Source organism: Streptomyces sp. NPDC048481 (genome assembly GCF_043200075.1).
Lineage (GTDB): Bacteria > Actinomycetota > Actinomycetes > Streptomycetales > Streptomycetaceae > Streptomyces.
In genome coordinates this window covers 357,096-373,578 of record NZ_JBICXC010000004.1, presented here as the reverse complement: position 1 = coordinate 373,578, position 16,483 = coordinate 357,096, and the positions used below count along the sequence as shown (strand labels likewise).

Sequence of the window (16,483 nt, the reverse complement as noted above, 5' to 3'; positions counted from 1 at the left end):
GCCGCATGAGCGGACACCGGCCGGCCGCGGGCCCTGATGCTGACGACGGGTGTCGGAACCAGGGGTGTCGGACGTACGGGCGACGGCCTTCGGGTTCACCCGGAGGCCGCCGCCCGTCATCCGACACCACGGCCGGCGACAGGAAACGGACCGTCTAGGAAGACGCTTCCTCGGTGTCGCCGGTCCACACGGTGGCCCACGCCGTCGCCGGGTCTTCGGCGGCTTCCCCCGCCGGCGCCCAGTGACCGCCCTCCTCCCGGTACGGCCACCAGCGCCCGTCCCGTCCCAACCGGAGCTGGACGCCGGTCCCCACGGCCGTCCACCGGTTCCCGCACACACGCAGAACGGGGCGCTCGTCCGCCTCCCAGGCCGAGTCCAGTGCGGCACGCGCGCGTGCGAGCACCTCGCCCCCGACGGCCCACTCCTCCTCGAGGACCGACAGCGCGTGTGCTCCTCCGTACGTCCAGGCGCGTACGGCCGAGGCCAGGCGCTCCCGGTCGCGCCCCGACCCCGCGGCGAGCCGGCCGATCACGGCCGCCATCGGGCCGTCCACCTCGGGACGGCAGCCGAGGACGCCCGCCGCCAGCCGCACCGCGTCCTGGGACAGCGTCCACCGCCCTGCGACAGCCGCGCCCCGCCCGGCGTCCTCCCGCAGCGCCTGCGCGAGCATCAGACGCGCCTCGACGGCCGTCACCGCCGCAAGGATCTCCAGCGCCGCCGGATCCAGCCCGGCCGGGACCGGCGCATCCGTGTCCAGCGACGGCAGGCGGCCCGCTTCTTGGGGGAGTCCGGGCGCCGCGGGCAACGGGGGGAGGATGCTCCCGGCCGCGTAGGCCTCCGCCGCGTCCACGCCCTCCGCACGTTCCGCCTCGCGCACGACGGCGGCCGCGGATCCCCGCGCCTGGAGATCGCTCAGCAGGACGGCCTCGGGACGTCCTCTGAGCAGCAGCAGGACGAACGGATCCTGGTCGAGCAGCCTCGCCACCTGGTAGCAGACCGCCGCGGTATGACCGCAGTGGTCCCAGGCGCCGCAGTCGCACTCCGCCTCCAGGTCGCCCAGCGCCGGGAGGAGGTTCACGCCCGCCGCCCCGGCATCCTCGACCAGATGGGGCGGCATGTCCCGGTCGAGCAGCGCGGCAACGTGTCCCGAGCGCTCCCCGGCCAGATCCAGGAACCGGTCCCACTGAACGTCGGTCAGCACGTCCAGCAGCACGTCGGCCCGGTGAGCCGTGCGGTCGCGGTCCCGGACGACGGCCGTGACCCGTCCGGGCCGAACCGACACCGCGCCCACCGCGCCCGCGCGCGCCAGCCGACGGCCCGCCTTCACCTGCGCCCCGTCCAGTGCGCCGTCCTCCAGGGCGGTCAGCCAGGCGCGGCCCCACCACGTCTGTGCGAACGCCCTGCCCGGCGCGGGAGGCAACCCCGCGAACGTCCGCTCCCCGACGTCCTCGCGGCCGCCCCGGCCGTCCTGATCCTCGTGGCCGCCCCGGCCGTCGTGGCCGGCGCGCCCGTCGTACCCACTCATCGTGCGTCCCCCCGCAGTTCCACCAGTTCCGCCAGCTCGGCGTCCGTCAGCTCCGTCAGCGCCGCCTCTCCGGCCCCCAGAACGGCGTCGGCGAGGTGCTGCTTGCGGCGCAGCATGTCGGCGATGCGATCCTCGATCGTGCCCTCCGCGATCAGCCGGTGCACCTGTACCGGCCGGGTCTGGCCGATGCGGTACGCGCGGTCGGTGGCCTGCGCCTCGACGGCCGGGTTCCACCATCGGTCGAAGTGCACGACATGCTCCGCGCGCGTGAGGTTCAGGCCGGTGCCCGCCGCTCGCAGCGACAGCAGGAACACGGGCACCTCACCGTCCTGGAAGCGCCGGACCATCGCCTCGCGCTCCGCGACCGGGACACCGCCGTGCAGGAACCGGGTGGGCACTGCTCGCGCCGCCAGATGCAGTTCCAGCAGACGCGCCAGGCGCACGTACTGCGTGAAGACCAGCACGCTCGCGCCCTCGGCCAGGAGCGCGTCGAGCAGCTCGTCGAGGAGGTCCAGCTTCCCGGAGCGGCCGGCGGTCCTCGGCCGCTCCTCCCTCAGGTACTGCGCGGGGTGGTTGCAGATCTGTTTGAGCGCGGTCAGCAACTTCACGACCAGTCCGCGCCGCTCGATGCCGTCGGAGGCGGCGATCGCCGCCAACGTCTCGCGCACCACCGCCTCGTACAGACCCGCCTGCTCCTCCGTGAGGGCCACGGGATGATCGGTCTCGGTCTTGGGCGGCAGTTCCGGTGCGATCCCCGGGTCCGACTTACGACGACGCAGCAGGAACGGGCCCACCAGCCGCGCCAGACGCTCGGCCGCGGCCGGATCACGCCCGCCCTCGACCGGGCGCGCGTACCGTTTACGGAAACCACCCAGACGGCCCAGCAGCCCCGGCGTCGTCCAGTCGAGGATCGCCCACAGTTCCGAAAGGTTGTTCTCCACGGGCGTGCCGGTCAGCGCCACGCGTGCGCGTGCGCCGATGGTGCGCAGCGCCCGCGCGGTAGCCGAGCAGGGGTTCTTGACGTGCTGCGCCTCGTCCGCCACGACGAGCCCCCACGATGTGCGGCCGAGCCGTTCCGCGTCCAGCCGCAGCGTGCCGTACGTGGTGAGCACGAACTCGCCGTCGCCCAGGCCGTCCAGATCGCGCCGGGTGCCGTGGAAGCGGCGCACGGGCGTGCCGGGCGCGAACCTCTCGATCTCCCGCTGCCAGTTGCCCATCAGGGAGGTCGGACAGACCACGAGCGTGGGACCCGCCGAGGACGGGTCCGTCTGCCGGTGCAGGTGGAGTGCGATCAGCGTGACCGTCTTGCCGAGCCCCATGTCGTCCGCCAGGCAGCAGCCCAGTCCCACGGACGTGGTCCGGGCCAGCCAGGTCAGCCCGCGCCGCTGGTAGTCGCGCAGGGTGGCGTCGAGCGCCGCGGGCTGGTCCACCGGCTCGTGCGCCTCGGGGTCGGCCAACCGCTCGCGCAGGGCCGCCAGCCACCCCGTGGCCCGCACCTCCACCCGGTGGCCGTCCACCTCCGTGGAGCCCGTCAGGACGGCGCTCAGGGCGTCCACGGGCGTCATCGCGCGGTCCGGTCCGCCCTGCCCGTCCTGTCGGTCGCGCAGCCGCCGGACCTCCCCGGGATCGATCAGCACCCACTGGTCGCGCAGGCGCACCAGCGGCCGGTCCGCCTCGGCGAGACGATCCAGTTCCGCGTGCGTCAGCTGACGGTCGCCCAGCCCGAACCACCAGGTGAAGCTCACCAGGGCGTCCGCCGACAGGAAGGACGGCGTGTCCGAGCCGGTGCGATCGGGTCCAGGGGTTCCGTCCGCCGGCCCCATGACCGCGCGGGCCGTCAGCGTGCGGGCGAGTTCCTTCGGCCAGTGCACCTCCACACCGGCGTTCGCGAGGGCTCGCGAACCTTCCGCGAGGAGTTCGACGACCTCTTCGTCGAGGAGCTCGACCGCCTCCGGGACGGTGGCGGACAGCAGCGGGGCGAGCGGTGGCCAGGCCCGGGCCGCCCGGCGCAGCGCGAGCAGGGCTTCCCTCCGCGCGTGGGGGCCGAACGTCCCGGGCATGCCTTCCGCACCGGCCCAGAGAGCGGCGGCATCCGCGGCGAACGCGGGATCGCTCACGCTGTGCACCTGCGGCACGACCCGGAACCGCGGCGCCGGCCCGCCCCCGTCGCGAACCACTGGATCAGCCGCCGACCCGCTCGCCATGGTTCCCCCGCCCTCGGACCCGAGCGGGCTGAGTGACCGCCGGCCGGAGAGGGGCGGTTCGTGGACGGACCGGCCGGGAACAGTCGGGTCGGAGACGGGCAGGTCCAGGGCGGGCCGGTCGGAGACGGGCGGGTCGGGGGAGGTCAGGTCGAGGCCCGACACCTCGACCCGCAGCGAGATCCGTACGCCGGCGTCGTGTGCTCCGCAGACGTCGGCGGCCCACGCGCGAAGTTCCGGCACGCGCTGCGGGGGAAGTGCGGCGTAGGCCGGGGCGCCCGTCACGAGCTGCGCGGCGGGCGTGCGGGGAAGGGTGTCGGCGACGGCGTCCAGGAAGGCCCGCAGCAGACCCTCCGGATCGGGCAGCCGCAGCGGTGTGCTCTCGTCGACCGGTACGGCATGGGCTTCCGGGGGCATGGAGGCAGCCAGCCTGCGCACCAGGTCGACGTCATCCGCTCCCAGGGGGCCCATGCGCCAGGCGTCATGGTCCTCCGCGGACAGCCCGGGAAGGAGCAGGCCGCGTGCGGCGCACCGCAGGGCCAGCAGAGCGGCCGCGCCCCAGAAGGCGGTGGACTGGTGGGCATCGGGCTCGACCCGCGCGCGGGTGAGGACGGGCAGGGCGTCGCGCAAGGTGAGCAGCACGGCCGGCACGCGAGTGAGAGTCACGCCGGCGCCGAGCGGTCGGACCACGCGCAACGGGCGGACGGACGCCGGGGGGACGGCGGGAGGAGCCTCCTCGTCGGCGGGGCGCCAGAAGGCGACGCCACCGGTGCGGGCCGGAACCCCGGGGACGAATACGGCGCGGGATCGGACTAGTTCAGAGACGTCGGACGGTGCTTCCACGGAAACCCTCTGCGCGGAGATGAGGCCTCTCCTCAAATTTGACTACGTGGGCGGGGTCGCCGAGGGTACAGCACCGGGCCGGGAACGCGCACGGCTCCGACAGCGGCTCGACTGCGCTTGCGGCGGCGAGGCCTGTCACGGGCGCGTCGGGGATTCTCAGGGGAGTCTCGGGGGTGTACCTCAGGGACGACTCAGGGTCGGGTTCGGAACCGCGGGCGGCGCAGACCCGTTTTCATGGCAGAGAGCGGCAACGGCCGCGAAGGAGGCGACGCAGATGTCGAGAAACGCGAAGATCGCCGCGGGGGGTGTGGCGGTCGGGCTTCTCCTGCTGATCTGGCTGCCCTGGTGGGCGGCCCTGCTGATCGTGGTGGGGGTTCCGGCGGCGGCCTACCTCACGCTCGATCCGTCACAGCGGCGCAGACTGCGCCGTGTGAGCCGCAAGGAACTCGGCCGCTGAGGCGAGGGCGCCGCGGCCGCGACGGCGCGACCGGTACGGCGTCCCGCCGTGGCAGCACCGGCCTGCGGTGACCCGACATGGTCAGCGCAGGAGTCGAAGGCCACCGCGGGCGTCACAAGCGGAACGCCGGCGCGGTGGCCGTCGAGGGGGACGAGCGGCCTCACAGAGGCCGCACGGCCATCTTGTCGAGTGCCTCCAGCAGTCCGGGCAGTTCGGGGCCACGGCCCACCGGCAGAACCTCGCCGGGCTTGTCGTCGAGGAGGACGAACGCGATGTCGTCGGTCCTGGCCACCAGCGACCAGCCCGGCCCGTCGGCGCGCAGGGTGCGCGCGTCGCCGGGAGCGAAGGAAGAGCGCACCCGCCCGAGCGGAGGAGGGGTGTCCACGTAGGCGCGCACTTCGGCCAGCACACGGCGGATGCCGCTGTGACCCTTCGGCGCGTCCCCTCCGGCCCCAGACGCTGCCCCGGCCTCCCCGGTCGGCGCGGCCCCGGCCTGAGCCGTCACCGCGTCGGCCTGAGCGGTCACCGCGCCGGTCCGAGCGGCCACCGCGTCCGCCCGGCCCGCTCCGACGACGGTCGCGTGCGTGTCGACCGAGTGCGGGTCGTCCGCGGCCGTGTCGGACTCGCTCTGCCCGGAGGGCGCGAACTCCGTGTCGTCGATCTGCTCGCGCCACAGCGCCCACTGCAGGGCGATCTCGTCCGCCCCCAGCCGCCGCTGGGCCGGACCCCAGGTGCTCGTGTCCGGCGGGCACAGGGCCGGGCCGTCCGTCACCTCGGGGGCGGGATCGTGCGGCGCGGGCACGCCGGGCGCCGCGACGGCGACCGCCAGCGGCCAGCCGGGCAGCGCGGCGACCACCGTCCGCTCGTCCGGTGACAGGTCGTACTCCATGCCGCAGTCCCACGACGCGATGGCGACGGCGACCAGCGACACGTCGTCGATGACGACGGTCCAGCGTGCGCCCTCGCCGTCCTGTCCCAGCACCAAGCCGTAGCCGTCGGCGAGCGGCGGGAGGCCGAGCGCCGCACAGGCCTCCGGATAGTCGTCGCCCAACGCACTCGGGAACTTCGCCGGCGTCAACAGCACCGCCGTGAGCACATAGAGCGCATCGTCCGCGGCGGCGACGGCGTCCTCGTCCGTCCCGGCCATCCCAGCCTCCCCATCGGTTCGTCCAACGGCGCGCACCCTAGTGCGGTGGGAAGGCGCTTGTCACGGCCGACCGACACAGCCGGAGCTGCAGCTTTCCGGTCGGACGGGGCGAATCGACCACCTCGGGCCGTCGCACGCGTCACGTCGCCGGCAGCCCGAGGAGCGCGCGGGCCACGGCACGGGGCGACTCGTCACGCTCTCGCGCGAGAGCGAGGACGGCGCGGCAGGCCAGTTCGTTGACCCCGAAGGACAGGGCCTCGGGCGACACCCAGCCCGCCGCCTCGTCGATCCTGTCCTGGTCGTTCTCGGCGCAGGCCGAGACGTAGGAGGCGGCCGCCTCGAAAAGGTTCGGGGCGCGTTTCCTGGCGGGAGCCGGCGCTCCGTCCGGGCCGGCCGTGCCGTCCGCTCGCGAGGACGCGCGCTGCGCGCCGAGAAGTCTTCCGAACGCCGTGCGGATCTTGCCGATCATGCCGACCGCCTTCCCAGGTCATGCCCCCGGCTCAACGTCCATCTGCTGCTTTTCAACCTAGAGTTGGCGCTCCGGCGGCAACAGAGGGGACGCAGTGGTGAAGCGCTTCGAGCGACTCGAAGGGATCCGGCGGCTGGACCCGCACGAGGACGCCTCCGAGATCTACCGGCTCATGGCGGCCTACGAGTTTCCCTGGGACGTCACCCGGGCTCTTGAGATGGCCCTGTACCGCACCTACGCGGTGCCCTCCATCGGGCGCCTGCTCGCGGAGACCGCCGAGCTCACCGACCGCTCCCAGAAGCGCTACGACGACACCTCGCTCCTGCTCGACGCCGTCGTCGAGCACGGCTTCGACAGCGAGCAGGGGCGCACCGCCGTCCGCCGCATCAACCGGATGCACCGCAGCTACGACATCAGCAACGACGACATGCGGTACGTGCTGTGCACGTTCGTCGTGATGCCCAAGCGGTGGATCGACGCCTACGGCTGGCGCAGGCTGTCGCGCCACGAGATCGTCGCCTGCAGCGCGTACTACCGCACACTGGGGCAACGCATGGGGATCAAGGGCATTCCGGGGACCTACGAGGAGTTCGAGGCCTGTCTCGACGCCTACGAGGAGGCTCATTTCGGCTGGGACGAGGGTGTGCGACGCGTCTCGGACGCGACGCTCGACCTGATGGCCTCGTGGTACCCGCGGCCGCTGGCGCCCCTCCTGCGCCGTGCCACGCTCGCCCTTCTCGACGCGCCGCTCCTGGAGGCCTTCCGCTATCCCGCGCCCGGTCCCGTCACGCGCGCTCTGGTGCGCGGAGCGCTCCGCGCCCGTGGACGAGCGGTGCGGCTGCTCCCGCCGCGCCGCGCCCCGCACCACGCCCGGCAGAACCGGGAGATCAAGGGTTACCCGAACGGGTACCGACTGGAGGAGCTGGGCACCCGTCCGACTCCGGGAACGGCAGGCTGCCCCGTACGGCGGCCGGGCGAGTCAGCCGGGCAGTGAGTCGAGCGTCTCGCGCAGCCAGCGCGGCTCGGCCCACGGGGTGGCCCGCGCGATGGTGAGGACGCCCCGCCGGAAGGGATCCCCCGGCTCCTCGGCGCGCAGCGGCCGGTCGCCGTCGTAGAAGAAGCTCGCCGGCTCCTCCAGGAAGGCCAGCCGTCGCCGTAGGACGGCAGCCTGGGCCTCGGCGTCGTCCAGGTGCCTGAGAACGCCGGCAGCGTGAACCAGCGGTTCTCGTCGGTGATGTCACGCCGGTCGGCCCCGAGAGGCGGCCGCGCAGTTCCGTCCTGCCTTCCCTCGGTGAGGCTGAGGACGTGCCGGGGAGCGGCCACCGCGCCCGGCTCGTGGCACGTACCGCCCGTGTGGGCCGCCACCATGCGTCCGGCGGACCCGCGCGCGCTGCACCGCAGTGCCGTGGGGCTCCGCCCTGGATCGGATCCCGTCATGCGCCAGATCCTTCTCGGGCGACGACGGTCGAACGCGTCTGTCTGCAGGGCGCGCACAGCGGGGAACTCGACGGAACGGACGGGCTGGAGGCGGCGGGTGTGCGGGTGGTGACCGTTGCGGGGGCGGGCCACAACGTGATGTTCGACCGGCCCGACGCGTTCGCGAGCGCGGTCGCCGGACGGGCGTGAGTCCTCAGCCCTCCCGGACGGCGAGCGCGAGGAAACGGGAGTCCTCGTCGGCGTACGAGGTCATGCGCCAGCCCGAACGGGCCAGGAGGGGAGCGAGGTTGGCCTCCGCGCGCAGGTCGTCCGGTGTGATGCTCCGGCCCTGGCGGGCCGCGAGGGCCGCCCTGCCGATCGGGTGGAAGAGCGCCAATGTGCCGCCGGGGCGCACCACCCGGGCCAACTCGCGCAGGCCGTCCGCCGGGTGGTGCAGATGGGCGACGAGTCCGGCCGCGAACACGGCGTCCAGCGAGGCGGAGCGCAGCGGGAGCGCGGCGACGTCGGCGAGCAGCAGCAGCCCGTCGCGGTCCCGTCCGGCCCGTACGGCGGCCTCCAGCATGGCCGGGGTCAGATCCACCCCGACGACCGTTCCCGAGGGCCCCACGACCGCACGCAGCGGCGTCAGGGCGCGTCCGGTGCCGCACCCGGCGTCGAGCACGCGGTCCCCCCGGCGCAGACCGAGTGCGCCTGCCGCGGTCTCGTAGGCGGGACCGTCGTCGGGGAACCGGCTGTCCCAGTGCGCTGCGCGCGCCGTGAAGAACTCCTGGACGTGTGTGTGGTCGTCGCTCATGTTCCGCATGATCCCTCACCGGCACGGGTGATGCTTCGGTGCACATGTTCGAGCGCGACCCGGTCGTTCCGTCGCACTTCCCCGTCATATTCCAGCAGCTTTCGAAATGCGCCCCCCTTGTGCTTCCGTGCTCCGGCTAGCGTCCCGGGCCCATGGGACACCTGGACCACGCCGCCTTCGGCTGGCTGACCCCCGTGCTGTCGTACGCGATGGCCTGCATCGGCGCCGCCCTCGGGCTGCGCTGTACCGTGCGCGCCCTCGGCGCCACCGGACGCTCGCGCCGCAACTGGCTGATCACCGCCGCCTCGGCGATCGGCACCGGTATCTGGACCATGCACTTCGTGGCCATGCTCGGCTTCGCGGTGCGCGGCACCGACCTGCGCTACGACGTTGCGCTGACCGTGCTCAGCCTGATCGTGGCCATGGTCGTCGTCTGCGCCGGCGTCTTCGCCGTCGGCTACAGCCGTGACCGCACGCGCGCGTTGCTGATCGGCGGTCTCACCACCGGTGTGGGCGTGGCGAGCATGCACTACCTCGGCATGGCCGCGGTCCGGCTGCACGGCGACATCAGCTACGACCCCGTCAAGGTGGGCCTCTCCGTGCTGATCGCGGTCGCCGCCGCCACAGCGGCGCTCTGGGCCGCGCTCAACATCAGCTCGCCGGTCGCGGTCGGCGTCGCCTCCCTCGTCATGGGAGCGGCGGTCAGCAGCATGCACTACACGGCGATGTTCGCCGTGAGCGTCCATGTCACGCCCTCGGGGGCGCCGCTGCCCGGGGCCACGGCGATGCAGTTCGTCTTCCCCCTCGCCGTCGGCCTCGGGTCCTACCTCTTTCTGACCGCGGCCTTCGTCGCGCTGTCGCCCACCGCGGGGGAGCGCGAGGCGTCCGCGTCCGCCCAGCGGCCGGGGGAGAGCCTCGCCGACCGGCAGCAGGCCAGGACCGCCTGACACGACCGGCGAGCCCCGTCCCACCTTCCGAGCGAGGAGGCCATGCGCACACCCCGTAGGACCCCCACGGCAGGCGCCGAAGCGCCGCCCCCCACACGCGGGCGCCGCGCCCACGCCGGACCCCCGGCCGACGAGGCGGCGCACCCGTCGGCGGATCAGCCGACGGACGCCACACCCCCGCGCGCGGACCACTGGCGGCTGAGGCCGCGCACGGTGCGCGCCAAGATCGTCTGCCTGCTCATGGTGCCGGTCGTGTCCCTGCTGGCCCTGTGGGCGTACGCCACCGTCAGCACCGCCCAGGACGTCTCCGCGCTGCGCCGGCTGCAGCGCGTGGACGCCGAGGTCCGCGCGCCCCTCTCGGACGCGGTGACCGCCCTGCAGACCGAGCGGGCTGCCGCTGTGCGGTACGCGGCCGCCGACCCCGACCCCGACGCCGACCCCGGGCAGGACGGCGGCCTCGGAGTCCTCGCCGCACGTACGGACCGAGCGGTCGCCGAGCTCAAGGTCGGCGACCACGGCACGGTCGCCGACGGCCGGGAGCTGCCCGCGGAAGTGGCCCGGCGACTCCAGCGGTTCGTCGCCGGCGCCGAGGCGCTCGCCCGGCTGCGGACCTCGGTACTCGGCGGCGACGCGAGCTGGAAGGAGGCCTACGACCGCTACACGAGCACGATCTCCGCGGCCTTCTCGGTGAGCGGAGCCCTCTCCGACGTCCATGACGCCGGCCCCGGCCCGCACACGCGCGTACTGCTGGAATTCTCCCGCGCGGGCGAGGCGCTCGCGCGGGAGGACGCCGTCCTGTCCGGCGCACGCCCGGCCGGACGCCTCGACACGGAGCGCCTGCGCCTGTTCGCCGGGGCCGTCGGCAGCCGCCGCATGCTGACGGAGACGGCCGTCGCCGATCTGCGCGGCCCCGAACGCACCGCCTGGCGGCGTCTCGCGGCGGGCGGCGACTACGCAGCCCTGTACGCGGCCGAGGACAAGGTGCTGGCGAACGGGCCCGGCGCCCGGGCGATCGCGGCTGCTCCCGCAGGGGTCTGGAATGCGGCCCACGCGCGCGTGCAGCACGGGATGCGGACCCTCGCGACGGACGCCGGACGCGAGGCGGCAGGCCGCGACGACCCGCTCGTGCGCGGCCTGCTCAGCGCGCCCGGCGCAGCCGTCCTGCTCGGTCTGGCAGCCGTCGTCGCCTCGCTCGTCATCTCGGTGCGCATCGGCCGCGGACTCGTCGTCGAGCTCGTCAGCCTGCGTAACGACGCACTGGAGATCGCCCGGCGCAAGCTTCCCGAAGCCATGCGCAGACTGCGCGCCGGAGAGGACATCGACGTGGACGCCGAGGCCCCGCACGGACCGCCGTCCGAGGACGAGACCGGCCAGGTCGCCGAAGCGCTGAGCACCGTGCACCGCGCCGCCCTGCGCGCCGCCGCGGAGCGCGCCGAACTGGCCGGGGGGATCTCCGGGGTCTTCGTCAACCTCGCCCGGCGCAGCCAGATCCTCGTCCACCGCCAGCTGACCCTCCTGGACAGCATGGAGCGCCGCTCCGACGACCCGAACGAACTCGGCGACCTGTTCCGGCTCGACCACCTCACCACGCGCATGCGACGCCACGCCGAGAGCCTGATCATCCTCTCCGGCGCCGCGCCCGGCCGGGCCTGGCGCATGCCGGTCTCCCTCACCGACGTGATCCGCGCCGCCGTCTCCGAAGTGGAGGACTACGCGCGCGTGGAGGTGCGCCGGCTCCCGGAGACGGCCGTCATCGGCACCGCGGTCGCCGACCTGACACACCTGCTCGCCGAACTCGTCGAGAACGCGGCCCAGTTCTCGCCGCCGCACACGCGTGTGCGCGTCACCGGCGAACCCGTCGGCAACGGATACGCCGTCGAGGTGGAGGACCGGGGGCTGGGCATGGGCCACGAGGCGCTCGCCGACGCCAACCGGCGCATCGCGCAGTCGGAGGCCCTCGACCTGTTCGACAGTGACCGGCTCGGCCTGTTCGTGGTCAGCAGGCTCGCCGCCCGGCACGGCGTCAAAGTACACCTGCGGACCTCGCCCTACGGCGGCACCACAGCCGTCGTCCTGCTGCCCACGCCCCTGCTGCACGACGGCGGGCCGGAACGTTCCGCCGTCGGGACGTCGCACCTGCGGCGGCCCGTGGAAGGCGAGTACGCGCGCGTGCCCGCGGTCGACCGCCCCGCGGCCGGCCCTCGCGCCGTCGACCGTGGTACCGCCGACCGGCAGCTCCTCGATCGGCAAATCCCCGACCAGCAGAGCGCCGACCGGCAGGCCTCCTACCGGCAGAGCGCCCGACGTCGGGCGGCCGACGGGCAGTTCGCCGACCGCCGGTCCGGCGAGCCGCACCAGGACGCCGTCCCCGCCCCCGCCGACCGTCCCGCTCTGGCGGCCCCCCGGCGGGCAGCCGCCGAACCGACGGCCGCCGGCCCACCGCCTCCCGGAGTGACCGCCTTGCGCCTGCCCCGCCCCCCGGACGACGTCGAAGGCTCGGACGACCTGCCGCGCCGGGTGCGGCAGGCGAGTCTGGCCCCCCAGCTGCGCCGCTCACACGCCGAGGAACCGGCTCGGGCCGCAACACCTTGCGGCGACGAGGGACGGACTCCCGAACTCGTACGGGATCGGATGGCCGCCTACCGGGACGGCTGGGCGCGGGGCGGCGGAAGGCAACCCGGCCGTGGAGCCGGACCGAAGCCCGAACCGGGCAGCGACAGCAGTGAAGGAGACCCCGCATGATCCAGGACCCGAGTACGCGGTCGGCCCGGCGGTCGGGTGAACTCGACTGGCTGCTGGACGACTTGGTGATGCGTGTGACCGAGGTGAGGCATGCGGTGGTGCTGTCCAACGACGGCCTCGCGGTCGGCGCGTCCACCGACCTCGGACGCGAGGACGCCGAACACCTCGCGGCCGTCGCCTCCGGCTTCCACAGCCTCGCCAAGGGAGCGGGCCGGCACTTCGGAGCAGGCGGAGTGCGCCAGACCATGGTGGAGATGGACGACGGCTTCCTGTTCGTCGCCGCCGCCGGCGACGGCTCCTGCCTCGCCGTGCTCACCGCGGTGACCGCCGACATCGGCCTGGTCGCGTACGAGATGGCGCGGCTGGTCAAACGGGTCGGAGAACACCTCTACACGCCGCCGCGCCTCGGCGCGCGACCGCCCGTCGGATGAGACCCGAGAGCGACCCGCCCAGATGACCGAGGACATGACCGCCGCCCCGCGCGCGGGCGACAGCCAGTGGTACGACAACGACGCCGGCCCGCTGGTGCGCCCGTACGCCATGACCGGCGGGCGCACCCGGTCCGGCCCCTCCGGAGTGCGCTTCGACCTGATCGCCCTGGTCACGCTGGATCCGGGCGCACCAGGCACGGACGGCATGGCGCTCGGGCCGGAACACCGCGCCCTCGTCGGCCTGTGCCGTGCGGAGACGCAGTCCGTCGCCGAACTCGCGGCGGGCGCCGATCTTCCCCTGGGCGTGGTCCGCGTGCTCCTCGGCGATCTGCTGGAGCTGGGCTGCCTCACCGTCAGCCGGCCGGTCCCGCCCGCGCAGTTGCCGGACGAAAGGATCCTGCGCGAAGTGATCGACGGCCTGCGGGCGCTGTAGACGAACGCCGGGACCGACCCGGACGCGGACGGGCCCGGGCGGTGCCGAGTCGAACACCGCTCGGACACCGCCGATCAGGAGTCGGTCACATCGGTCGGAACCGGTCGAACCGCTCGAAGCGGGGCCGCGATTGTCATGATGCTGGCTTCAGCACAGCGCGCCGGGCCCCGCGCGATCTCGTGTCGGGGCGCGGCGCTCCCCGAGCCGGCGCAGCCCGTTGCGCGTGCGCACACCTCTGTACCGACGCAGACCGCCACCGGCACTCCCGAGAGAAGTGATCCATGGTCTACGAGCACTCCGACGCCACCGCCGAGACGGCTCCCCTGGCGTTGAAGATTCTGGTCGCCGGCGGGTTCGGCGTGGGCAAGACCACCATGGTGGGCGCGGTCAGTGAGATCAAGCCGTTGCGCACCGAGGAACTGCTCAGTGAGGCCGGGCAGTCGGTGGACGACACCGAGGGCGTCGACCACAAGGTCACGACCACCGTCGCGATGGACTTCGGCCGCATCACCATCCGCTCCGGCCTCTCCCTGTACCTGTTCGGGACCCCGGGCCAGGACCGGTTCTGGTTCCTGTGGGACGAACTGTCCCAAGGCGCTCTGGGTGCGGTGGTCCTCGCCGACACCCGGCGTCTGGAGGACTGCTTTCCGGCGGTCGACTACTTCGAGCACCGGCACATCCCGTTCGTCGTCGCCGTCAACTGCTTCACCGGCTCGCGCAACTACGGCGCCCAGGACGTCTCACGCGCGCTCGACCTCGACGGCGGCACCCCCGTCGTCCTGTGCGACGCCCGCGACCGTGCCTCGGGCAAGGAGGTCCTGATCAGGCTGGTGGAGTACGCCGGGCGGGTGCACACCGCCCGGCTGCTCGACTCCGTGGGCTGACGGCGCCGTACGAAGCCCCCGTCAATCCGCGATGCGCTTCTGGGCCAGGACCTTGGCGATGGTGACGCGGACGAGGAGTTCGCCCGGTACGCCGTTACGGGCGCCGAACTCCTCGGCCCGTTCCTCGCCCATGTACCGGGCCGCGATCCGGGCCGCCCAGTGCCGAAGCTCGTCGAGTTCCTCCGAGATGTGGGCCCGGCCCTGAAGGACCACGAAGTCGAACGGCGGCCGGTCGTCGTCCACGCACAGGGCGACCCGGCCGTCCCGGGCCAGGTTACGGCCCTTCACCGTGTCCTTTCCGGTGTTGAAGACCACGTCGTCGCCGTCCAGCACGAACCAGATCGGCGCAATGTGCGGGCTGCCGTCGGCCCGCACGGTGGACAGTTTTCCGGTGCGGGTCCCGTGCGTGACGAACGCCCGCCATTCCTCATCGGTCATCTTCTGTGCCATGCCGCCATCCTCCTTGCTCCGGCGCCCGGTCCTGCGCAAGGCTGGCGAACAGATGCTCCGGTGAGGCGGAGGATCATACGGGGACTTCACACGGGGACGTCACACGGGGGAGTGGGGCATGGCGGGGAACGAGGGCCTGGACCGGCTGCTGGACGATCTGACCGAGCGCGTCGAGCCGGTACGCCATGCACTGGTCCTGTCCAACGACGGGCTGGTGGCGGGCGCGAGTTCGAGAATGCGCCAGGAGGACGCGGAGCACCTGGCCGCCGTCTCGTCCGGTCTGCACAGCCTCGCCAAGGGGGCGGGGCGCCATTTCGGAGCGGGCGGCGTGCGGCAGACCATGATCGAGTTCGACGACGCGGTGCTCTTCGTCACCGCCGCGGGCACCGGCAGCTGTCTGTGCGTGCTCAGCGGCGCGGACGCCGACATGGGACGGATCGCCTACGAGACGACCCGGCTCGTCAACCAGATCGGCGAGCACCTGACCGTCGATGCCCGACACCCGGATCGCGGCCCGTTGACCGACCTCTGACCTGCCATTTCTCCCCCTCGCTCCAAGTTGTCCACAGGCTCGTCACGCTCTGTGGCATTGCGGCTACGGTTTTCCCGAGGGCCGCGAAGGACGCGGCCCTCGCTCCGTAACCACTTCACTCCCCGGGGGAGACCACGATGTCCCGCACCACGATCCGCACGAACGCCACCTGCGCCACCACCGCAACCGCCGCGAACGCCACCACTGCAACCCCCATGAGCGCCGTCACGGCCGCCATCACCGCCCCGACCGCCACCGCCACGATCACCGCCCGCACCCCACTCCCGCATGCGCGTGACTCCGCCTCCTTCCGCACGCCGAGCCGCGCCGCCCGCGAACTGGACCTGAAGCGGGCCGAGTTCGAACTCGCCGTGCACCTCGGGCGCATCAGGACCGTGCCCGACGAAGCAGGCGGCGCATGCAGGGTGCCGCGCGCCGAGATCGATCGGCTGCGGGCGCAGCCCGGTTTCCCCGAAGCGCTGCGCGAGAGCGTGCGGGCCGTGGGGACCGCCGAGGGCGCCGCCCTGCTCGGTATGCCGCCGACCCGCTTCACCCGGCTCGCTCGTCTGGGGCTGGTGGTGCCGGTGAGGTTTTACGTGAACCGCTACCGGGCCGTCGTCTGGCTGTATCTCGCCGACGAGCTGAGCCAGTTCGCCGCGGACCGGACCAACGCGTTCCTGTTCACCGGCCGCACACCCGAGGTGCTGCGGGGCCAACTGGCCGCCGGCGTGGACCTGCGTCCCCGGAACTGGCGTGGACGCCACCTGGGCTTCCTGCTCCGCCAGGCCCGGGAGCCGTGGCGGCGCGCCGGAGTCCTGGCCGGGTTCCTCGACCCTCTCCGGGTCGCGGAGACCGTCACGGATCCCTATGAGCGCTCGCACCTGAACCGGTTCCGGCCCGGACCGCCCGTCCACTGCGCCCCCGGCACACCGGCCGCACACCTCGTCGAGAAGATCATGACGGCGGAGGACGCCGACGAGATCCGCTGGCTGACGTACGACCTGCGACGCACCCTGGACGAGGCGCGCGCCGGTCAGCCCGCCCCGCGTCCCGCGCCGAAACGAGCCCTGCCACCCCCACCGCAACAGCGGGACGCGAGGCGAACGGACGATCCGGAGCGCCCCAGGCGTGGCCTGCTGAACCGGTTGCGTCGTCGCGGCGCGTGACCTGCGGCGCCGACGACGACTGCGCC

At 73.5% G+C, this 16,483-nt stretch carries 15 protein-coding genes and 2 pseudogenes; 10 read left to right on the top strand and 7 right to left on the bottom strand.

Going from position 1 to position 16,483, the window contains the following annotated elements:
- Nucleotides 1-154 precede the first annotated feature (154 nt).
- Entirely contained in the window at nucleotides 155-1,525 is a 1,371-nt protein-coding gene (locus tag ACGFSH_RS15745; RefSeq protein ID WP_393348739.1) for an SWF or SNF family helicase, read from the bottom strand.
- Nucleotides 1,522-4,569, bottom strand: a complete 3,048-nt coding sequence (locus ACGFSH_RS15740) for a DEAD/DEAH box helicase (protein WP_393348737.1) — start codon at nucleotides 4,567-4,569, stop codon at nucleotides 1,522-1,524. The genes ACGFSH_RS15745 and ACGFSH_RS15740 overlap by 4 nt, the downstream gene beginning before the upstream one ends.
- Before the next feature lie 274 nt (nucleotides 4,570-4,843).
- Here ACGFSH_RS15740 and ACGFSH_RS15735 point away from each other — a divergent pair, with 274 nt between their 5' ends.
- Entirely contained in the window at nucleotides 4,844-5,026 is a 183-nt protein-coding gene (locus ACGFSH_RS15735; RefSeq protein ID WP_393348735.1) for a hypothetical protein, read from the top strand.
- Nucleotides 5,027-5,186: 160 nt separating this feature from the next.
- Here ACGFSH_RS15735 and ACGFSH_RS15730 read toward each other — a convergent pair whose 3' ends face one another.
- Both ACGFSH_RS15730 and ACGFSH_RS15725 read right to left on the bottom strand, forming a co-directional pair.
- A complete protein-coding gene (locus ACGFSH_RS15730) occupies nucleotides 5,187-6,173 on the bottom strand; it encodes a hypothetical protein (protein WP_393348733.1) in 987 nt (328 codons plus the stop codon).
- A 139-nt stretch (nucleotides 6,174-6,312) separates the two neighbouring features.
- On the bottom strand, nucleotides 6,313-6,642 hold the full coding sequence (locus tag ACGFSH_RS15725; protein ID WP_393348731.1) for a hypothetical protein: 330 nt from the start codon (nucleotides 6,640-6,642) through the stop codon (nucleotides 6,313-6,315).
- 97 nt (nucleotides 6,643-6,739) lie between these two features.
- Between ACGFSH_RS15725 and ACGFSH_RS15720 the strand changes: the two genes are divergently transcribed.
- Nucleotides 6,740-7,636: an oxygenase MpaB family protein gene (locus ACGFSH_RS15720; RefSeq protein WP_393349164.1), complete on the top strand. Its 897-nt coding sequence runs from the start codon at nucleotides 6,740-6,742 to the stop codon at nucleotides 7,634-7,636.
- On the opposite strand, the pseudogene ACGFSH_RS15715 reads toward ACGFSH_RS15720, so the two are convergent.
- Nucleotides 7,622-7,977: pseudogene (locus tag ACGFSH_RS15715) on the bottom strand (PadR family transcriptional regulator); the annotation flags it as partial. The gene ACGFSH_RS15720 and the pseudogene ACGFSH_RS15715 sit on opposite strands and share 15 nt — an antisense overlap.
- A 7-nt stretch (nucleotides 7,978-7,984) precedes the next feature.
- Between ACGFSH_RS15715 and ACGFSH_RS15710 the strand changes: the two are divergent.
- Nucleotides 7,985-8,268: pseudogene (locus tag ACGFSH_RS15710) on the top strand (alpha/beta hydrolase); the annotation flags it as partial.
- 4 nt (nucleotides 8,269-8,272) lie between these two features.
- Here the strand turns inward: ACGFSH_RS15710 and ACGFSH_RS15705 are convergent.
- Nucleotides 8,273-8,872, bottom strand: coding sequence for a class I SAM-dependent methyltransferase (locus ACGFSH_RS15705; protein WP_393348730.1), 600 nt, complete (start codon nucleotides 8,870-8,872; stop codon nucleotides 8,273-8,275).
- 152 nt (nucleotides 8,873-9,024) lie between these two features.
- Between ACGFSH_RS15705 and ACGFSH_RS15700 the strand changes: the two genes are divergently transcribed.
- From ACGFSH_RS15700 to ACGFSH_RS15680, 5 genes are all read left to right on the top strand, one after another.
- Complete coding sequence (locus tag ACGFSH_RS15700) at nucleotides 9,025-9,819, top strand: MHYT domain-containing protein (protein WP_393348728.1); 795 nt, start codon at nucleotides 9,025-9,027, stop codon at nucleotides 9,817-9,819.
- Between the two features lie 42 nt (nucleotides 9,820-9,861).
- The gene (locus ACGFSH_RS15695; RefSeq protein ID WP_393348726.1) at nucleotides 9,862-12,561 is read left to right on the top strand and encodes a nitrate- and nitrite sensing domain-containing protein; all 2,700 of its coding nucleotides are present in this window, start codon (nucleotides 9,862-9,864) and stop codon (nucleotides 12,559-12,561) included.
- Nucleotides 12,558-12,992, top strand: a complete 435-nt coding sequence (locus tag ACGFSH_RS15690; protein WP_393348725.1) for a roadblock/LC7 domain-containing protein — start codon at nucleotides 12,558-12,560, stop codon at nucleotides 12,990-12,992. The genes ACGFSH_RS15695 and ACGFSH_RS15690 overlap by 4 nt, the downstream gene beginning before the upstream one ends.
- 22 nt (nucleotides 12,993-13,014) lie before the next feature.
- Nucleotides 13,015-13,425, top strand: coding sequence for a DUF742 domain-containing protein (locus ACGFSH_RS15685; RefSeq protein ID WP_393348723.1), 411 nt, complete (start codon nucleotides 13,015-13,017; stop codon nucleotides 13,423-13,425).
- A 281-nt stretch (nucleotides 13,426-13,706) separates the two neighbouring features.
- On the top strand, nucleotides 13,707-14,309 hold the full coding sequence (locus tag ACGFSH_RS15680) for an ATP/GTP-binding protein (protein ID WP_393348722.1): 603 nt from the start codon (nucleotides 13,707-13,709) through the stop codon (nucleotides 14,307-14,309).
- Nucleotides 14,310-14,330: 21 nt separating this feature from the next.
- Here the strand turns inward: ACGFSH_RS15680 and ACGFSH_RS15675 are convergent, their stop codons facing one another.
- Entirely contained in the window at nucleotides 14,331-14,759 is a 429-nt protein-coding gene (locus ACGFSH_RS15675) for a PPOX class F420-dependent oxidoreductase (protein WP_393348720.1), read from the bottom strand.
- 118 nt (nucleotides 14,760-14,877) lie between these two features.
- Here ACGFSH_RS15675 and ACGFSH_RS15670 point away from each other — a divergent pair, with 118 nt between their 5' ends.
- Nucleotides 14,878-15,291 (top strand): roadblock/LC7 domain-containing protein, encoded by a 414-nt coding sequence (locus ACGFSH_RS15670; RefSeq protein ID WP_393348718.1) that lies wholly within the window; start codon nucleotides 14,878-14,880, stop codon nucleotides 15,289-15,291.
- A 215-nt stretch (nucleotides 15,292-15,506) separates the two neighbouring features.
- Entirely contained in the window at nucleotides 15,507-16,457 is a 951-nt protein-coding gene (locus ACGFSH_RS15665; RefSeq protein ID WP_393349162.1) for a DUF6397 family protein, read from the top strand.
- The last annotated feature ends 26 nt before the right edge of the window (nucleotides 16,458-16,483 follow it).

Excerpts from the sequence above, each read along its gene's own strand:
- ACGFSH_RS15735 (WP_393348735.1), top strand. The coding sequence starts at position 4,844 with ATGTCGAGAAACGCGAAGATCGCCGCGGGGGGTGTGGCGGTCGGGCTT.
- ACGFSH_RS15725 (WP_393348731.1), bottom strand. The coding sequence starts at position 6,642 with ATGATCGGCAAGATCCGCACGGCGTTCGGAAGACTTCTCGGCGCGCAG.
- ACGFSH_RS15695 (WP_393348726.1), top strand. The coding sequence starts at position 9,862 with ATGCGCACACCCCGTAGGACCCCCACGGCAGGCGCCGAAGCGCCGCCC.
- ACGFSH_RS15700 (WP_393348728.1), top strand. The coding sequence starts at position 9,025 with ATGGGACACCTGGACCACGCCGCCTTCGGCTGGCTGACCCCCGTGCTG.
- ACGFSH_RS15665 (WP_393349162.1), top strand. The coding sequence starts at position 15,507 with ATGAGCGCCGTCACGGCCGCCATCACCGCCCCGACCGCCACCGCCACG.
- ACGFSH_RS15690 (WP_393348725.1), top strand. The coding sequence starts at position 12,558 with ATGATCCAGGACCCGAGTACGCGGTCGGCCCGGCGGTCGGGTGAACTC.
- ACGFSH_RS15730 (WP_393348733.1), bottom strand. The coding sequence starts at position 6,173 with ATGGCCGGGACGGACGAGGACGCCGTCGCCGCCGCGGACGATGCGCTC.
- ACGFSH_RS15680 (WP_393348722.1), top strand. The coding sequence starts at position 13,707 with ATGGTCTACGAGCACTCCGACGCCACCGCCGAGACGGCTCCCCTGGCG.
- ACGFSH_RS15670 (WP_393348718.1), top strand. The coding sequence starts at position 14,878 with ATGGCGGGGAACGAGGGCCTGGACCGGCTGCTGGACGATCTGACCGAG.
- ACGFSH_RS15705 (WP_393348730.1), bottom strand. The coding sequence starts at position 8,872 with ATGAGCGACGACCACACACACGTCCAGGAGTTCTTCACGGCGCGCGCA.
- ACGFSH_RS15675 (WP_393348720.1), bottom strand. The coding sequence starts at position 14,759 with ATGGCACAGAAGATGACCGATGAGGAATGGCGGGCGTTCGTCACGCAC.
- ACGFSH_RS15745 (WP_393348739.1), bottom strand. The coding sequence starts at position 1,525 with ATGAGTGGGTACGACGGGCGCGCCGGCCACGACGGCCGGGGCGGCCAC.
- ACGFSH_RS15685 (WP_393348723.1), top strand. The coding sequence starts at position 13,015 with ATGACCGAGGACATGACCGCCGCCCCGCGCGCGGGCGACAGCCAGTGG.